At 41.5% G+C, this 15280-nt stretch carries 17 protein-coding genes; 12 read left to right on the top strand and 5 right to left on the bottom strand.

Annotated features, from left to right (window positions below):
• Positions 1-3: 3 nt before the first annotated feature.
• The 10 genes from INQ00_RS08365 to fdhF all read left to right on the top strand — a co-directional run bounded on the left by INQ00_RS08365 (position 4) and on the right by fdhF (position 11040).
• Positions 4-966, top strand: coding sequence for a respiratory chain complex I subunit 1 family protein (locus INQ00_RS08365; RefSeq protein ID WP_197546777.1), 963 nt, complete (start codon positions 4-6; stop codon positions 964-966).
• An 11-nt stretch (positions 967-977) separates the two neighbouring features.
• On the top strand, positions 978-2423 hold the full coding sequence (locus tag INQ00_RS08360) for a hydrogenase 4 subunit D (protein ID WP_197546776.1): 1446 nt from the start codon (positions 978-980) through the stop codon (positions 2421-2423).
• 15 nt (positions 2424-2438) lie between these two features.
• The gene (hyfE, locus tag INQ00_RS08355; RefSeq protein WP_005697594.1) at positions 2439-3077 is read left to right on the top strand and encodes a hydrogenase 4 membrane subunit; all 639 of its coding nucleotides are present in this window, start codon (positions 2439-2441) and stop codon (positions 3075-3077) included.
• Between the two features lie 4 nt (positions 3078-3081).
• A complete protein-coding gene (locus INQ00_RS08350) occupies positions 3082-4620 on the top strand; it encodes a hydrogenase 4 subunit F (RefSeq protein ID WP_193451657.1) in 1539 nt (512 codons plus the stop codon).
• Between the two features lie 20 nt (positions 4621-4640).
• Positions 4641-6371, top strand: a complete 1731-nt coding sequence (locus INQ00_RS08345; protein ID WP_111387854.1) for a hydrogenase large subunit — start codon at positions 4641-4643, stop codon at positions 6369-6371.
• Positions 6372-6383: 12 nt separating this feature from the next.
• Positions 6384-7031 carry a formate hydrogenlyase complex iron-sulfur subunit gene (locus INQ00_RS08340; protein ID WP_197546775.1) on the top strand — a complete coding sequence of 216 codons (648 nt, stop codon included), beginning with the start codon at positions 6384-6386 and terminating at the stop codon, positions 7029-7031.
• Positions 7028-7804 (top strand): NADH-quinone oxidoreductase subunit B family protein, encoded by a 777-nt coding sequence (locus INQ00_RS08335; RefSeq protein ID WP_049365602.1) that lies wholly within the window; start codon positions 7028-7030, stop codon positions 7802-7804. Before INQ00_RS08340 ends, INQ00_RS08335 begins: the two co-directional genes overlap by 4 nt.
• A gap of 44 nt (positions 7805-7848) precedes the next feature.
• Positions 7849-8256: a formate hydrogenlyase maturation HycH family protein gene (locus INQ00_RS08330; protein ID WP_197546774.1), complete on the top strand. Its 408-nt coding sequence runs from the start codon at positions 7849-7851 to the stop codon at positions 8254-8256.
• A complete protein-coding gene (hycI, locus tag INQ00_RS08325; protein WP_005697644.1) occupies positions 8246-8704 on the top strand; it encodes a hydrogenase maturation peptidase HycI in 459 nt (152 codons plus the stop codon). Before INQ00_RS08330 ends, hycI begins: the two co-directional genes overlap by 11 nt.
• 176 nt (positions 8705-8880) lie before the next feature.
• Positions 8881-11040 carry a formate dehydrogenase subunit alpha gene (gene fdhF / locus INQ00_RS08320; protein ID WP_232086623.1) on the top strand — a complete coding sequence of 720 codons (2160 nt, stop codon included), beginning with the start codon at positions 8881-8883 and terminating at the stop codon, positions 11038-11040.
• 83 nt (positions 11041-11123) lie between these two features.
• Here the strand turns inward: fdhF and INQ00_RS08315 are convergent, their stop codons facing one another.
• The 5 genes from INQ00_RS08315 to INQ00_RS08295 are packed head-to-tail and all read right to left on the bottom strand — an operon-like array spanning position 11124 to position 14205.
• On the bottom strand, positions 11124-11765 hold the full coding sequence (locus INQ00_RS08315) for an energy-coupling factor ABC transporter ATP-binding protein (protein WP_197546773.1): 642 nt from the start codon (positions 11763-11765) through the stop codon (positions 11124-11126).
• Positions 11765-12409 (bottom strand): energy-coupling factor transporter transmembrane component T family protein, encoded by a 645-nt coding sequence (locus INQ00_RS08310; RefSeq protein WP_197546772.1) that lies wholly within the window; start codon positions 12407-12409, stop codon positions 11765-11767. The genes INQ00_RS08315 and INQ00_RS08310 overlap by 1 nt, the downstream gene beginning before the upstream one ends.
• Complete coding sequence (cbiM, locus tag INQ00_RS08305) at positions 12406-13017, bottom strand: cobalt transporter CbiM (RefSeq protein ID WP_070775313.1); 612 nt, start codon at positions 13015-13017, stop codon at positions 12406-12408. Before cbiM ends, INQ00_RS08310 begins: the two co-directional genes overlap by 4 nt.
• A gap of 1 nt (position 13018) precedes the next feature.
• On the bottom strand, positions 13019-13522 hold the full coding sequence (locus INQ00_RS08300) for an HI_1622 family ECF transport-associated protein (protein WP_197546771.1): 504 nt from the start codon (positions 13520-13522) through the stop codon (positions 13019-13021).
• Positions 13522-14205, bottom strand: a complete 684-nt coding sequence (locus tag INQ00_RS08295) for a DUF4198 domain-containing protein (protein WP_197546770.1) — start codon at positions 14203-14205, stop codon at positions 13522-13524. Before INQ00_RS08295 ends, INQ00_RS08300 begins: the two co-directional genes overlap by 1 nt.
• Positions 14206-14291: 86 nt before the next feature.
• Here INQ00_RS08295 and INQ00_RS08290 point away from each other — a divergent pair, with 86 nt between their 5' ends.
• Together INQ00_RS08290 and hypA are read left to right on the top strand one after the other, a co-directional pair.
• Entirely contained in the window at positions 14292-14705 is a 414-nt protein-coding gene (locus tag INQ00_RS08290) for a MerR family transcriptional regulator (protein ID WP_197546769.1), read from the top strand.
• Between the two features lie 98 nt (positions 14706-14803).
• Entirely contained in the window at positions 14804-15145 is a 342-nt protein-coding gene (gene hypA / locus INQ00_RS08285; protein WP_111315573.1) for a hydrogenase maturation nickel metallochaperone HypA, read from the top strand.
• Positions 15146-15280 lie beyond the last annotated feature (135 nt).

Here is a 15280-nt window from a genome sequence, read left to right as displayed (position 1 = left end):
AAGATGATTACGTTACCTTCAGAAATTGCAACATCTGCCGGAATGTTTGTTTTTGCCATTGTGCAAGCCTTGGTTTTGCTTGCCCTTGCACCGTTATTTTCCGGTATTTCACGTATGATCCGCGCTCGTATTCAATCTCGTCGCGGTCCTGGCGTGTTACAAGATTATCGCGATATTGCGAAATTAATGAAACGTCAAAATATTTGGCCTGACAATGCGGGTTGGGTTTCTAAAGTGATGCCTTATGTGCTAATTAGCACTGTGATGGTAGTCGCCATGAGCTTGCCTTTATTTACCCGTGTCGCACCGTTTGGCGCAGGCAGTGATTTAATCACTGTGATTTATTTATTCGCCTTGTTCCGTTTCTTCTTCTCAATTGCGGGTTTGGATTCAAACAGCACATTCTCAAGTTTAGGGGCGAGCCGTGAAGTCACATTAGGTGTCTTGGTAGAGCCAATTCTCATGTTGGCATTCCTTGTGATTGCTTTAATTGCTGGTTCAACCAATTTTGCGGTTATCGGTAATGCACTTTCCGAAAACACTTGGCAATATCCAATTGCGACAGTGATTGCTATCGCCGCAGCATTCTTCGCCGTATTTATTGAAATGGGTAAAATCCCATTCGATTTGGCGGAAGCGGAGCAAGAATTACAAGAAGGTCCATTGACAGAATACTCTGGTCCAGCACTCGCCTTATTAAAAGTCGGCTTAAGCTTAAAATCCATGGTTGTAGCATCTATCTTTGTGAGCGTGTTGCTTCCGTTTGGTATCCCAACAGAGATGAGCTTAAGTGCGGTCATTTTAGGCGGTGTTTTATTCTTCGTGAAATTATTAGTGGTATTCGTGTTGGCTTGTGTCTTTGAAAACACACTCTCTCGTACCCGCTTTATGTTAACAGGACGTTTAACCGTGGTCGGCTTCGGCATTTCTGTGTTGGCGTTTGTATTTTACTTCACTGGGTTGTAAGGAGGACAAATATGGAACGTTTAGCTCTGATTACAATCATTTTACCTTTCGTAGGGGCGTTTATTGTCGGTTTGAACAAAAAACATTTTGCTCAAATTGCCACCGTATTTGCTGCGCTTGCTACGCTGGGAACCTTGTTAGTCGCAGGACAATGGTTTGCCGATGGTCATCAAAGCGTCACTTATGACATCGTCGCTTTTGATAAAACCGCGATCTTTGGTGTAACGCTTGATGCAGTCAGTACATTAATTGCCTTTGCCGTTGTGGCCTTAGGTTTCTTAATCTGCTTATATTCTTGTGGTTACTTAACCGATAAAAACCGTGAACACCCACATAATGGGTTACCACGTTTTTATGCATTCTTGCTCATCTTTATCGGTGCCATGGCGGGCTTGGTGTATTCCTCAACTTTAGCAGGACAATTATTGTTCTTCGAAATTACTGGGGGATGTTCTTGGGCATTAATCAGTTATTACCAAACACCAAAAGCTCAAGCCGCCGCAATGAAAGCCTTGATTATCACCCACGTGGGGGCAATTGGGTTATATATTGCCGCAGCCTATTTATTCAGCCAATCAGGTACTTTCTCTATCACTGCGTTAGAACATTTAGATCCGAGTGCGAAAACCATCGTGTTATTCGGTGTGATGTTTGCTGCGTGGGGTAAATCAGCACAATTACCAATGCAAATTTGGTTGCCGAATGCGATGGAAGCACCAACACCGGTGAGTGCGTATTTGCACGCCGCATCAATGGTTAAAGTTGGGGTGTATATCTTCGCTCGTTCAGTAATGTCTGCTGGTGAGATTCCACATATTGTGGGTGAAGTCGGCATCATCATGGCGATGATTACCTTAATTTACGGCTTCTTAATGTACTTGCCACAAACTGACTTAAAACGTTTATTGGCATATTCAACCATTACCCAACTTTCTTATATTTTCATTGGGATTTCTCTTGCTGCATTAGGCTCTAAATTGGCCTTTGTGGCAGCGATTAGCTACATCTTCAACCATGCTTTCGCGAAAAGCTTGTTCTTCTTGGTCGCTGGTTCGTTAAGTTATGCAACAGGAACCCGTTCTATGCCATTGTTACGAGGTATTATGCGTACAATGCCAGTGGTCGGTGCAGGATTTGGCGTAGCCGCGTTAGCTATTGCCGGGGTGCCGCCGTTTAATGGATTCTTCAGTAAATATCCATTATTTGCGGCCGGATTTGAGTTAGGCCAAGAGTACGGTTGGATCACTTGGTTGATGGTGCTTGCTTTAGTTGAATCTACCGCGACATTCGTATGGTTGTTGTATAAATTCGGACAATGTGTCATCGGTAAACCATCAGAAGCAGTGGCTGAAGCACAACCAATTACGTTTTCAATGAGTATCGTATTAGTGATTCTCATGGTGATGTCTGTATGTTCTAGCTTCATTGCTGCATATTGGCTAGGTTTGGCGGGTTAGGTTAAGGAGGAATCTATGTTAATGATAAATGGACTTGCGTGTTTACTCATTATTACCTCTCTTTGCGTAATTATGGTTCGAACCGCCAAAAAAGCTGCGTTATTTTACAGTTTGCAATCATTGGTGTTGGTATTACTGTTTGTTTATCTTGCCAATGAAATGCAAGCCCATGAACTTTATATGTGGTCAATTAGCGCATTTATTACCAAAGTGGTTTTGGTGCCAGCGATTTTAATCTATGCGATGAAAAAAGTTGATGAAAGTCAAACTCCGGCTGGAATAAATGTCGCTTGGTTGATCCCGATCACAGCAGTGATAGTCACATTGTGCTACTTTGTTGTTGTCCCAATCGATTTACCGTTGGTTGCACATCTTAAACCGGCATTATCAGTGTCATTAAGTCACTTCTTATTAGGTTTAGTGTGCATTGTTAGCCAACGCAATATCGTAAAACAAGTATTCGGTTATTGTTTGATGGAAAACGGTTCTCATCTCACATTAGCCTTATTGGCAAATAAAGCACCTGAGTTAGTGGAAATCGGAATTGCCACAGATGCTATCTTTGCCGTCATCATAATGGTGGTGTTGGTAAACAAAATTTACCGTACATTCCATTCATTAGATGCAAAACAACTTATGAGTTTGAAGGGGTAACGCTATGTATGAACAATGGATAATCGCGTTATTAATCGCACCTTTAGCAATATCACTTGCCAGTTTCGCTTGTGGCGTGACAAAAGCACGGACAATTTGTACCGCACTTCATGTTACAGGTTTGATTTTGATGTTAGCATTTGCCTTACAAATTATTAATGGCGTGCTAACTCAGGGGGAAATCAGTGCATTAAATAACTGGGTTTACATCGACAGTCTATCTGCTATTTTCTTAGGTCTTATCGCTATTGTTGGAACGTTAGCCGGTATTTATTCTATCGGTTACATTAGTACTGAATATCGCGAAGGGCATCTTGATTTGAAAACATACTGCAATTATTACGGCTTTTTGCATTTGTTTTTCTTCACCATGATCATTTCTGTGATCACCAATAATGTGATTTTGATGTGGGCAGCCATTGAAGCAACCACATTAAGTTCAGCATTCTTGGTCGGTACATACAAACAAAAAACCTCTCTTGAGGCTGCATGGAAATACATCATTATTTGTTCAGTTGGGGTGGCGTTTGGATTGTATGGCACAATTTTAACGTTCTCTAATGGAACAAATCTTTTAGCTGATCCAAGCCAAGCTATTTTCTGGACAGAAATCAATCAACAGGCAGCAGGTTTAAATCCAATGCTCATGTATCTTGCTTTTGCCTTTATTTTGGTTGGGTTTGGTACTAAGTGCGGTCTATTTCCAATGCATACTTGGTTATCTGATGCACACAGTGAGGCGCCAAGTCCTGTGAGTGCGATTCTATCTGCTGTATTATTGAATTGTGCCATGTTGGTGGTATTGCGTTATTACATCTTAGTTTCTAAAGCAGTCGGTTCTACATACCCGCAAACCTTATTGTTGGTATTTGGTTTACTCTCTGTATTAGTGGCGGCGTTGTTTATTATCGTCCAATTCGACATCAAACGTTTATTGGCATATTCCAGTATTGAAAACATGGGGTTAATTAGCTTTGCCTTTGGTTTAGGTGGCCCAATCGGTGTATTTGCGGGTTTATTACATACCATCAACCATAGTTTAGCGAAAACCTTGTTATTCTGTGCTTCAGGTAACATATTATTAAAATATAAAACCCGTGATATGAACCAAGTACGTGGTTTATGGCGTGTAGCACCAATGACGGCGGTGTTATTTGCCGGTGGTGCGTTAGCACTAGGTGGTATCCCACCATTTAACGTGTTCGTCAGTGAATTCAGTATTGCTGTTGCCGGTATTTACGCAGGTAAAACTTGGTTAATGGTGTTCTGTTTAATTTTACTCACTATCGTGTTAGCTGGATTGTCTTTAATGGTATTAAAAACCGTATTAGGCAAACAACCGGATAATGTTGAAGTGGGGGATGTGAACAAAGTTTCACTCGTGGCGATGGCAATTTTATTGTTATTCATGTTTATTATGGGTATTCATATTGCCGAACCAATTTTGCAGTTATTAAAAAGTGCGGTCGGAATTGTACTCGGATCTGAACAAGTGTCTTTTGGTGAAATGTTAGTTTTACCTTGGCAAAGTTTAGCGCAATGATCGACAGGAGGGATAAATATATGGAATTAACTAAAAATACATCAGTCGATCCAGCCAAAATGATTGGCAAAAATTACATTGAAGCAGTCAATGCAAAATTTCCAAATACCATTTTGGATGAGGAGTGGTCAACACCAAATCAGGTTACACTTACCATTAAAACCAATATGTTACCTGATGTTGTTGAATACCTTTATTATCAACATGAAGGTTGGTTACCGTTGGTATTCGGGAATGATGAGCGTTCAATTCATGGAAACTATGCAGTGTACTACGTGCTTTCCATGGAAGGGGAAGTGAAAACTTTTATCACCATTAAAGCCTTAGTTGATCCTGTGAGCTTAGAATTTCCATCTGTGACACCAAAAGTCAAAGCGGCGGTTTGGGGCGAGCGTGAATTATTCGATATGTATGGTTTGAAAGCCGTCGGTTTGCCTGACCAACGCCGCTTAGTGTTGCCAGATGATTGGCCAGATGATCTTTATCCATTACGTAAAGACTCAATGGATTACCGTTTACGTCCCGATCCGACAACTGCGACAGAAACATACGAATTTATTAACGAAAAAGGCGAAGCACGTATCGTGCCACTTGGCCCGTTACATATCACTTCCGATGAACCTGGACACTTCCGTTTGTTCGTGGATGGGGAAGATATCATTGATGCGGACTATCGTTTGTTCTATGTGCACCGTGGTATGGAAAAATTGGCGGAAACCCGTATGGATTACGACCAAGTTAACTTCCTGGCTGACCGTGTATGTGGGATTTGTGGTTTCACACATAGTGTGGCCTACGCCAATTCTGTGGAAAGCGCTTTAGGGATTCAAATTCCAAAACGCGCTGAATGGATTCGTGCGATTTTATTAGAAGTAGAACGTTTACATAGTCACTTATTAAACTTAGGTCTATCTAGCCACTTTACCGGCTTTGATACTGGCTTTATGCAATTCTTCCGCGTTCGTGAGAAATCTATGACCTTGGCAGAAGTGCTAACCGGTGCACGTAAAACCTATGGTATTAACCTTATCGGTGGTGTGCGTCGCGATATGTTGAAACATCAACGTGAGCAATGTATCAAACTTATCGGCGAAATGCGTGAAGAACTCAAAACCTTGACTGATATTTTATTAAATACACCGAATATGGAACAACGTACGGTAGGTGTCGGTGTATTGGCAAAAGATATCGCTCGTGACTTTAGTCCGGTTGGTCCAATGATTCGTGGTTCTGGCTTTGCTCGTGATGTGCGTAAAGTACATCCGTTCTCCGGTTATGGCGATGTTCCTTTCAATCTCTTCACTGAAGCCAATGGTGACGTATTATCCCGTGTGAAAGTGCGTATTAATGAAGTGTTTGAATCCATGAATATTATTGATTACATGGTGGATAACTTGCCAAGTGGTGAAATCTTAAAAGAAGGTTTCAATTATACGCCTGGACGTTTTGCTTTAGGGATTACCGAAGCTCCACGTGGCGAAGATATTCACTGGTCAATGCTAGGCGACAACCAAAAACTTTTCCGTTGGCGTTGTCGTGCTGCCACTTATGCTAACTGGCCAACCTTACGCTACATGCTGCGTGGCAATACAGTGTCTGATGCACCACTTATTATTGGTAGTCTTGACCCTTGCTATTCTTGTACCGACCGTGTCACTGTGGTGGATGTGCGTAAACGCAAAGCGAAAACCGTGGATTATAAAGAAATTGAACGCTACGGTATTGAACGTAAAAATTCACCATTGAAATAGGGGAGGCGGAAAATGTTTAAATTACTAAAAACGGTATTTAAAGCAGGTGATGTTACCACCAAATATCCGTTCAAACCTTATGAAGTAGATGATGATTTTAGAGGAAAACCGGAACTTAATTCTGATCAATGTATTGTCTGTGCGGCTTGTACCATTGCCTGTCCAGCTAATGCGTTAACCATGAGAACGGATCCGGTGACAGGCGACCGTACATGGTCATTATTCCTTGGTCGTTGTATTTTCTGCGGTCGTTGTGAAGAGGTTTGTCCAACCAAAGCTATTCGCTTGTCACAAGATTTTGAGCTCTCAGTGACCAATAAACAGGATCTTTTTCAAGAAACAACCTTTGCTACAGTGACTTGTCAGGAATGTGGTAAACCGTTTATTTCTTATAAAGAATTGAATTACACCATTGATTTATTCAAACAAACTTTGGATAAACCTGAATTAGTGAAACAAAAATTGGCGGAGTTGCATACTTGTCCGGTTTGTAAACGTCAGCACAGCTTAGAAAAAACCGCGAATATGGAATCCAACATGCGGATGAAATTAATCGACTTTAAAGAGCCGGTTCGCTTGAATTTCAAAAAAGCGCTCGAGCAACGAGAACAAAGTGCGGTTGATTTACCTAACGTTTTAGCAGGAGGCGAAAGACGATGAACACACAAATTCCAATGCCGGTCAATGGCATATCAACACCGTTTAGTATTGATGAAAATATTGCCAAAATGAAACAAACGTTACTGAAAGATATTCAACGTTCAGCTTACGTTTATCGTGTGGACTGCGGCGGTTGTAATGGGTGTGAAATCGAAATTTTTAGTACCATTACGCCAACATTCGATGCGGAACGTTTTGGTATTAAAGTGGTGGCTTCACCTCGTCACGCGGACATTTTATTGTTCACTGGTGCGGTTACCCGTGCGATGCGTACGCCAGCAATGCGTGCTTACCAAGCTGCGCCCGATCCTAAAATCTGTATTTCTTACGGGGCCTGTGGTTGTGGTGGCGGTATTTTCCATGATCTTTATTGTGTTTGGGGGGGGAGTGATCAAATTGTACCAATCGATGTGTACATCCCAGGCTGTCCTCCAACTCCAGCAGCGACCATTTATGGATTCGCGGTAGCACTTGGTTTGCTTGATCAAAAGCTCAAAGGTAAACAAGAAAAAGCTGATCCTAACGCAGAAGCTAAATTACGTTTCCCAACTATTCCGTTGGATTTGCGTATTAGTCTTGAACGTGAAGCGCGTCGTCTTGCCGGTTATCGTCAAGGCGGTAACATCGCTAACCAATTTATGGCAATGATGACAGAAAATGACAAAGTGCCATTTGGTGTACGTTTAGGTGAATACCTAGAACGCGAAGCCGATCCGCGTTTAAGCGAAATCGTCAATCGTTTGCATGCGATTAGTCTGCCGTTTTCGGGATAATTAATTATGGGGCAAGTGATTGCCCCTATAAAAATGGGAATGTTATGACAACGAAAGTCTTTTTCTATTTATTAAACGAACGTTTCGTCGAAAACGATGAACAAGTGCCAGAGCAAGCAAAACAGGTAATGTATTACTCTTTGGCGATTGGTCACCATGTTGGCGTAATTGATTGTTTTAAAAAATTACTGGTTTGTGACTACGATGCTTATCAACGTTTTGTAGATAGCTTTCCAGAAGGGGATGCTAAACGTAAATTTGCCGGCTTAATGCGATTCGGTGAAATAGTGATTGATTCTAGCCATGTCAATTTATTAGCGAGAGCGATGGATGAAAATAAAGCCAATTTCACCCCAGAACATCAAGAGTGGGTCGAAATCCTAATGGATACGTTAGCGTCGATTCAGCGTGAACCTGTGATGTATATAATGGTGAAACGTCGTGACGAATAATGTGATCTTAACTGTTGGCAACAGCATGATGGGGGATGACGGTGCGGGCCCTTATCTCTATCAGCTATTGAATGAAAATCCATTGCCAAATTGGACCGCACTTGACGGCGGCTCAGCACCGGAAAATGTTGCACATATTGTGCGAGACATGAAACCTGATTTGCTTTTAATTTTCGATGCGGCTGATATGGAATTAGCACCGGGCAAAATCCGAATCATTGAAAAAGAGAGCATTGCGGAAATGTTTTTCATGAGTACGCATAATATGCCGCTCAATTACCTCATCGAGCAACTGGAACAAGATATTAAACAAATTGTTTTTGTTGGGCTCCAACCCGATCTGGTTTCCTTTGGTTTTCCGATGACAGAAAGCGTAAAAGAGTCTGTGCAATTTATGTATGATTTTTTAAAAGAGGGAAGATCGCTTGAAGAGATTCCTGTTTTGTAAAAAAGTGAGGGTGATTTTCTAAACATATTTTAAAAATATTACGAAAACCTGTTTTATATCAATAAATCCATGTTTTTTGTAATACTATAAACTGATTTTGGGTGTAATATATACCCAGAATTAATTATTCTAATTCTATCTCTAACCTCGTGTTGTACTAAAATAAGGACGTTACTATGGCTATTAAAAAAGTAATTACCGTATGTCCGTATTGTGCCTCAGGTTGTAAAATCCATCTTTTGGTGGAAAACAACAAAATTGTGGGAGCTGAAGGTGCAAACGGCAAGACAAACGAAGGGGAGTTATGCCTAAAAGGATATTATGGCTGGGATTTTGTGCATGATACAAAAATCCTGACTCCTCGCCTAACTCAACCGATGATCCGCTACAAACGTGGCGAACCATTCACACCAGTGAGCTGGGAAGAAGCGATTTCTTACACAGCAAGACGTCTCAGTGAAATCAAAGAAAAGTACGGTAACGAATCTATTATGGTAACGGGCTCTTCCCGTGGACCAGGTAACGAAGTGAACTTCGTTATGCAAAAATTCGCCCGTGCGGTATTAGGAAATAACAACATTGACTGTTGTGCGCGCGTGTGACACGGCCCTTCTGTAACAGGTCTGCTCAAATCGGTCGGTAACGGCGCAATGTCCAACTCAATTGTTGAAATTGAAGATACCAAATGCGTATTCATTTTTGGCTATAATGCCTCCACTTCACATCCTATTGTGGCGCGTCGGATTAACCACGCCAAAGCAAAAGGGGCGAAAATCATTGTTTGTGACCCTCGTAAAATCGAAACAGCCCGTATTGCGGATATTTATGCACCGCTTGCTAACGGGTCTAACGTCGCATTCTTGAATGCGATGATGAATGTGATTTTGGAAGAAGGGTTACAAGATCAAAAATTTATTGATGAACACACCGAAAACTTCGATGCGTTCTATGAAACCGTGAAAGCTTACACACCGGAATCCACTCAATATATCACAGGTATTGAGCCTGAAATGTTGCGTGAAATTGCCCGCACTTATGCGAAAGCGGAAACTGCTACTATCTTATGGGGTATGGGCGTTTGCCAATTCCGTCAAGGTGTAGAAACCGTACGTGCATTAGCAAGCTTGGCAATGCTTACCGGTAACTTAGGTAAACCAAATGTTGGGGTGAACCCAGTACGTGGTCAAAACAACGTACAGGGCGCATGCGATATGGGTGCGTTATTCAACACATTACCTGGCTATCAAAGTTTTGCTAATCCAGAGATTAATGCAAAATTTGCGAAAGCTTGGGGCGTGCCATCTATTCCAACTAAACCAGGTGTGCCGTTGAGTGAAGTGCCTGAAGCGATCATGGAAGATAAAATTAAAGCATTCTATATCATGGGTGAAGATACATTACAAACTGAGCCTGATATTAATGCTGTTAAAAAAGCCTTCGAGAAAGTTGAGCTTCTTATTGTTCAAGATATCTTCATGACTCAAACCGCAGCAGAAGCAGATATTTTATTACCTGCGACTTCTTGTGCTGAACATGAAGGGGTGTATAGTGCCGCCGACCGTGGTTTCCAACGTTTCTATAAAGCGGTTGAGCCAACCGGCGATGTCAAGGATGACTGGGTGATCATTAGTGAAATTGCTACGGCAATGGGTTACCCAATGCACTATAACAATACCAAAGAAATTTGGGATGAGTTGCGTGATCTTTGTCCGCTTTATAAAGGGGCAACTTACGAAAAAATGGAAGGCATGGGTTATATCCAATGGCCATGTACTGACGAAGGCCCTGAAGATCAAGGTACGCAATATTTGTATAAAGGCCAAATCTTCGACCGTCCGAACGGCAAAGCTGAATTCTTTGCATGCGACTGGGAACCACCGATGGAAGATCTTTCAGAAGAATTCCCATTGGTACTTTCTACCGTACGTGAAGTGGGTCACTACTCCTGCCGTTCTATGACCGGTAACTGCCGTGCACTTGCGGCACTTGCTGATGAACCAGGATTCGTACAAATGAACGATCAAGACGCCAAAGAATTAGGCATTAAAAACAACGACTTGGTTTGGATTGCATCATCACGCGGTAAAGTGATTTCTCGCGCAGATGTCAGCACTCGTACCAACAAAGGCGCTTGTTATATGACCTATCAATGGTGGATCGGTAAATGTAACGAATTAACCGCTGAACATTTGAATCCAGGTTCTAGAACACCGGAATACAAATATAGTGCGGTTCGTATCGAGAAAATCGAAGACCAAGCCTGGGCTGAACGCTATGTGGTAACTGAATACGCGAAATTAAAAAATCGCTTAAAAGAAACCGCACTTGTGGCTTGATTAGCGTCATAAATGAATGACGGGCGAACTTAAATGGTTCGCCCGTTTTTTATTCAATTATTTTCTCATGATTATGAACGCATTTAGCCATCATTATCTGGAGCTAAAGACAAACAGGAATCGGCGAGCGTTTCACTAAAGTGTAAATCATGCGAGGCAATAAGCATCGGCAACTGTAATTCGCGTAAAAGTGCGGTCAGTTTAGCAATATTTTTTACATCCAGTCCATTGGTTGGTTCATCAAGTAATAATACTTTGGGTTGCATTGCTAGCACGCCAGCCAGTGCTGTAAAGTTCTGTTCTCCACCAGATAGGGTATTCACAGAACGATTTTTTAATCCAACAATATTCAGACGTTCCAGTTGTTGTAAGGCAATTTGATAGGCTTCATCTCTGTTCAATCCTTGATTAAGTGGACCAAAGGCCACATCATCAAGTACGGTTGGACCGAAAAGTTGATCGCCCGCATGTTGGAAACAGATCCCTACCTTTCCGCGTAATGGTACAAAATCCTTTTCTTGATGGCATGTTCGATCGAACCAGCGAACCTCTCCATGTTGGTAAGGTATAAACCCTAATAGACAGTGTAATAGCGTCGATTTCCCACAACCAATATCGCCTTGTAAAAAAAGGCGATGACCTTTAGGGAGTTCAAAAGAAAGGTTATCAATAATCACGCGTTGGTCGCGCATGATTTGTAATTGTTTGATTTCGAGGACGTTCATCAAGATTTATCCTGTGTTTTTTTCACATCATGCAGCTGAAAGCCACGAGCTTTTAGCGCCATTTCTGTTTTTTCTGCTTTAACGAGTGCATGAATTAATAATAGGGCGACACGCTGCGCCGCAATAAATAAGGTTCGGCTATTAAGTTTTGGCTGGTAGCCACGTGCTCGCATTGCCATATCCATCTTTTTATGTACTTCACTGAACACGGAAATATAGCGCACAGTGAGAACAAATAGGTGAAGTAGTTTTTCAGGCAATGGCAAACGACATAATGCTTGCAATAAAAGACTCTCGTTCATATCAATTAACAAGAGGCGAGTTAAACTTAAAATTAAATTGAAACGTAGCGTGATGAGTAGCGCGAGCTGAATGCCCATTGGATTTAATACTAAACCTTGCTCGGTGATTTTCCAGCTTAAGGTTAACCAAACGAGTAGTGTAAAGAGATTTAGTTTCAGCCAATATTTGAAATAACTGGCAAGGGATTTTTGATAGCGAATTAGCGCAATAAGTAATCCGCTGAATACGAGCAGATTAAGGATAATAAGCGTTGAAATATGTGTCATTGTGCTGACGATAAGTCCACACAAAAACACATAAATTAACCGTAAGTGCGGTTGAAAAATAGCAAGGAAATTCATTTCACCACACTGAGCGCTGTTGGATACATTTTGTTTAACAATAAGACCACACCAACACTGACGATACTGTCGATAATAAATACGGGGATATGTGATATCACTAGAAGCATGATCAGATCGCTATAGGCTTTACCGCCATCCAGAGCCAAGACTAAAGAAGCGAGCAAGGCTGAACCGCCAACGCCGATCACGCCAGCACCAATACCTGCTGCAATTTGAGTGCGACGGGAATTGTCATTTTCAAGTCTTTTTGCAAATAGCCAATGTACAAGAAGGGCAGGTAATGCCATCACGCATAAATTGACACCTAATACAGCAAATCCCCCAAAGGAAAAGAGCAGAGCTTGTAATACCAATGCGATTAAAAAAGCAGGGAAAACGGCCCAGCCGAGAAACAGGCCGGCCATGCCGTTTAAGATGAGATGCACGCTACCAATGCCTACCGGTACATGAATGGTTCCAGCAACAAAAAAAGCAGCGGCAAACAATGCTGTTAGCGGCAATTGCTGCGAATTGAGTCGTTTAAGACCAATCATTACGCAGACTAATGCGACAGCTGCACCACCAAGCAATACGGGTGTATGCAACACACCTTCCGATAAATGCATATTATCTTTCCTTAGATTGCGACGCACGCGTCATCTTTGAGGCTCTAATCAATGCCCATAAGCCAAAAATACCAACAATATAGCCGATACCGCCAATAATATCGTGCAGGTAAATTTTGTCTTTTAATTTAGAAATATCTTCGCGGACCAACATCAATGCATTGTCACTGTTATTAGTGGTTTGCGCAGATACTCTGTTGGCAACAATTGAGGCACGATGTCCTTCTTCACCTTCTATCACTACTTTAATGGCACCTTCGGTAGTTGTATTGATCGGATAGGCAAATTGCCCATCGCGATCCGTTTTACCTTCCAATAGAGGGGAGTCCTGGCCAGCTTGCAAAATCTCCATATAGCTTTCTGCCGCTGGGGTCATATCGGAATAATAGGCTTTGCCAGAAACTGTGCGTCCATCATATTGTGCAAAAACATGCAAACTATGAGCCAATGCTGATGGTGCGCACAGCCAGGTGAAAAGTACGGTTAAAAATACAACTCTTTTCATTATTTCGCGTCAAAAGTTAGCATATATTCAACACTACGTTTGGTATAGTCAGGATTGTCTTTAACTGGCTCGTCAAATTCAGCCCAGACTTTGTTATAGCCCGCTTTAGGGGTGAATTGTGCAATACCTTTTTCATTGGTTAAGTTGAATGGGTGATCTTCGCCTAAACCCACTTTGATGCCTTGCACAGGTTTACCTTTTACTAACACGAGAATATCGAGTGGTTGTCCCGCTTTCGGTTCACTTTGTGGGATCAATTCATAATCCATGTTGTGTGATTTATTTGCTTGCGCATCCCAGTGTAAAATCGCTTTGCCGAATTTGACTGGATTAACACTGAGTACAGCTTCAGGTGCTTGCTGTTTGGTTTTTTCGACATATTTACCGCTTGGCAATTTCGACCAAACACCATTATCAAAGCGAATAAATGCGATGGCAGCATCAGGTGCAGCAAAGTGTGCTTCGCCTTCCTTAAAGTTCACAGTGGCATTTTGCAATTGGCCCTTAGCATCGAGTAGGCGTACTGCTTTTAATTTGCTTTGAGGATAGGTTTCAGTTTCCTCATGACCAAATTTAACCACATATTGCCCTTTAGCATCCTTAGCAGGCTCCAACCAAACATTATGTGCATTAGCGAGTGAAGCACCGAATAGTGCGGTAATAAACAATGCTGTTTTTTTCATGGAAGTTCTCCTTTTCTAACATGTGAATACTGTGATAAAGTATAAAATATGAAGTAACTTCAGAGTCAAGTGTAATTTAATAAAAAATGAAAATTGGTCAACTAGCCAATATCGTTGGCTGCACGGTGGAAGCCGTACGTTTCTATGAAAAGCAAGGATTAATTGAACCCGCTAAGCGAACGAATGGTAATTTCCGCGTTTATACGGAAGAGCATTTGAAGCAACTTTCTTTTATCTGTTATTGTCGCAGTTTGGATATTTCGCTAAAAGAAATCAAAATGTTGCTGAATCCGCAATGTGCCACTCAAGAGCAAGAAAGAGAAATCAATGAGCTGCTAGATCGACATATTCGAGAAGTATCAAAACGGATCCATGAATTAGCTCACTTACGAATTCGCTTAATTCAGCTCAAAGGTAAATGTAACCATTTTGAGCAAAACAATGATTTAATGAATACTTTATTGCAGCACAGTGGCATTAATTTTGTGCCGTTGAAATAAAGTATAATGCCAACACGGGTGAAATATTGAAATGCAGAAAATGAATAGTAAAAAGAGTAGAATTAAAACATACTGCTTTTTATCCTAAGGAGAAAATCATGCACGAAATGTCCCTCTGTCAGAATATGATGGAAATTATTGAACAACAACAGAAAAAGCATGACATCCATGAAGTGACAGATATCTGGCTAGAAATTGGGGCACTGTCTTGTGTCGAGCAAAGCGCGGTTGAATTTTGCTTTGAAATTATGCGTAAAGATACCGTTGCTGAAAATTGCCAATTACATTTTATTCATTTACCCGCGATAGCATGGTGCTGGCAATGTCAAAAGGAAGTAGAGATTGAGGCCTATCAGGATTGCTGTCCACTCTGTCACAGTGCATGTTTACAACGTCGAAGCGGCACAGAATTTAGAGTGAAAGAAATCGCCGTAAAATAGCAGAGTATTTTAATTGATTAGAATGTCGTCTGACTTTTGAATATAAAACACGCTAACTGATTGATAGTATGCGTTTATCCCTCTTCAAAGAATATATTTAACATTGAGAATATGGTATTCTAATGCACATGAATT

Source organism: Haemophilus parainfluenzae, from assembly GCF_014931275.1.
Classification (GTDB): domain Bacteria; phylum Pseudomonadota; class Gammaproteobacteria; order Enterobacterales; family Pasteurellaceae; genus Haemophilus_D.
The sequence above is the reverse complement of the archived record's forward strand: the minus strand, read 5'-3'. Positions and strand labels throughout refer to the sequence as shown.

Excerpts from the sequence above, each read along its gene's own strand:
- INQ00_RS08365 (WP_197546777.1), top strand. The coding sequence starts at position 4 with ATGATTACGTTACCTTCAGAAATTGCAACATCTGCCGGAATGTTTGTT.
- INQ00_RS08335 (WP_049365602.1), top strand. The coding sequence starts at position 7,028 with ATGAACACACAAATTCCAATGCCGGTCAATGGCATATCAACACCGTTT.
- INQ00_RS08330 (WP_197546774.1), top strand. The coding sequence starts at position 7,849 with ATGACAACGAAAGTCTTTTTCTATTTATTAAACGAACGTTTCGTCGAA.
- INQ00_RS08290 (WP_197546769.1), top strand. The coding sequence starts at position 14,292 with ATGAAAATTGGTCAACTAGCCAATATCGTTGGCTGCACGGTGGAAGCC.
- INQ00_RS08340 (WP_197546775.1), top strand. The coding sequence starts at position 6,384 with ATGTTTAAATTACTAAAAACGGTATTTAAAGCAGGTGATGTTACCACC.
- INQ00_RS08310 (WP_197546772.1), bottom strand. The coding sequence starts at position 12,409 with ATGAATTTCCTTGCTATTTTTCAACCGCACTTACGGTTAATTTATGTG.
- INQ00_RS08300 (WP_197546771.1), bottom strand. The coding sequence starts at position 13,522 with ATGAAAAGAGTTGTATTTTTAACCGTACTTTTCACCTGGCTGTGCGCA.
- INQ00_RS08360 (WP_197546776.1), top strand. The coding sequence starts at position 978 with ATGGAACGTTTAGCTCTGATTACAATCATTTTACCTTTCGTAGGGGCG.
- hyfE (WP_005697594.1), top strand. The coding sequence starts at position 2,439 with ATGTTAATGATAAATGGACTTGCGTGTTTACTCATTATTACCTCTCTT.
- INQ00_RS08315 (WP_197546773.1), bottom strand. The coding sequence starts at position 11,765 with ATGAACGTCCTCGAAATCAAACAATTACAAATCATGCGCGACCAACGC.
- INQ00_RS08345 (WP_111387854.1), top strand. The coding sequence starts at position 4,641 with ATGGAATTAACTAAAAATACATCAGTCGATCCAGCCAAAATGATTGGC.
- INQ00_RS08295 (WP_197546770.1), bottom strand. The coding sequence starts at position 14,205 with ATGAAAAAAACAGCATTGTTTATTACCGCACTATTCGGTGCTTCACTC.
- cbiM (WP_070775313.1), bottom strand. The coding sequence starts at position 13,017 with ATGCATTTATCGGAAGGTGTGTTGCATACACCCGTATTGCTTGGTGGT.
- INQ00_RS08350 (WP_193451657.1), top strand. The coding sequence starts at position 3,082 with ATGTATGAACAATGGATAATCGCGTTATTAATCGCACCTTTAGCAATA.
- hypA (WP_111315573.1), top strand. The coding sequence starts at position 14,804 with ATGCACGAAATGTCCCTCTGTCAGAATATGATGGAAATTATTGAACAA.